The organism is Weissella thailandensis (genome assembly GCF_005405465.1).
In the GTDB taxonomy this organism is placed as follows: Bacteria; Bacillota; Bacilli; order Lactobacillales; family Lactobacillaceae; genus Weissella; species Weissella thailandensis.
This window is the reverse complement of sequence record NZ_BJEC01000040.1, coordinates 1-1,298: the sequence shown is the minus strand read 5'-3', so window position 1 is coordinate 1,298 and position 1,298 is coordinate 1. Positions and strand designations below refer to the sequence as shown.

Genomic DNA, 1,298 nt, shown 5'->3' with positions numbered 1-1,298 from the left:
TTGGTTAAGACTTTCCCGTTTTAACAGATTAAAAAAGCTTTCAATGGGGGCATTGTCCAAACAATTCCCCTTACGTGACATACTGGGAATAAAGTCTAAAGCTTTTAACTTGGCTTGATAATCTTTCTGTTGATAATGCCAGCCTTGATCGGAATGAATAATCGACTTTGTACCACTTGGTAAATTAGCGCACAATTGGTCTATCGTTTTCATAATTAATTGCTTATCTGGGTGCGCACTAACCTGTAATGCCAACACTTCCTTGGTTGCTTCATCTGTCATTGCTGAAATATAGGCCCAATGTTGATTAGTTAACCGCACTTGGGTCACATCGGTATGAATGACCGTATAAGGCTGGGTGGCATTAAACGTTTGCTTCAGAAAATTAAGTGCTTTAGTACCAATGTTGCCCTTGTATGAACTATATGAACTGGTATGCCTACGGTATATATGATTTTTAATCCCTAATGTATGCATCAATTTAAGGACAGTATTAGCAGAAATTTTAACACCTTGATTTAAAAGTTGACGATGAATACGGCGATAACCGTAGGTTTTGTGACTAGCCAGAAAAATGTTTTGAATCATATTTTGAATCTGTTGATACTTACTAGTCTTTAATAATCGTTTTTTCTCATCATAACAAGTCGCATGTTTCAAATCAAAAAATGTTAGTAGGTCATTAACTGTGCATCTATTCTTACGGTCTCCCCGGACAGAATCAACTGCTAGTGTTTTGGCTTTGTTTGAGAGAGATCCGACCGGGGTGGTAATTTTTTTAATATATCTCGTTCCATTTCTGTTCGAAATAATTGTTCTTTTAAACGTAATATTTCTTCTTCATAGGCTTGTTTTTCACTTAGTGAAAGTGCTGACTGATGTGTAGACTTTACTGGTTTCTTTTTTCATTAAGCTAGGCCTTCCTTTTTGACGAGGAATTAATGCAGCTAACCCACCTAGCTTAAAAGCTCTATCCCAGCTATAAACTTGTGAAGCTGAGATGTTAAAAATAGCGGCAACTTTACTAACTCCCACAGCATGAGTTTGATAGTATTCTACCACTTTCAGCTTGAAGTCTAGATCATAACGCCTTCTATGATGTTTAACTGCTAATGCTTCAAGGCCTTGTTCCTTAGCAAGATTTACCCATCCTCTAAGTAAATTCTCGTCTGACAATTTTAATTCTGCTGCGAGCGCATTTAACGAGATGTTTCCCTTACAGTAACGTTGCACGGCATTAATTTTAAAATCAGTTGAATATTTAGTCATGAAAAATACCCCATAATCGTTAGATTTTT

2 protein-coding genes are annotated in these 1,298 nt (G+C 36.5%); both read right to left on the bottom strand.

Annotated features, from left to right (window positions below):
* The coding region (locus tag FFM62_RS10020; RefSeq protein ID WP_275667566.1) for an IS3 family transposase at positions 1–783 on the bottom strand (783 nt) is incomplete at its 3' end.
* Positions 784–855: 72 nt separating this feature from the next.
* Positions 856–1,298: helix-turn-helix domain-containing protein (locus FFM62_RS10015; RefSeq protein ID WP_207798779.1), on the bottom strand; the 443-nt coding region annotated here is incomplete at its 5' end.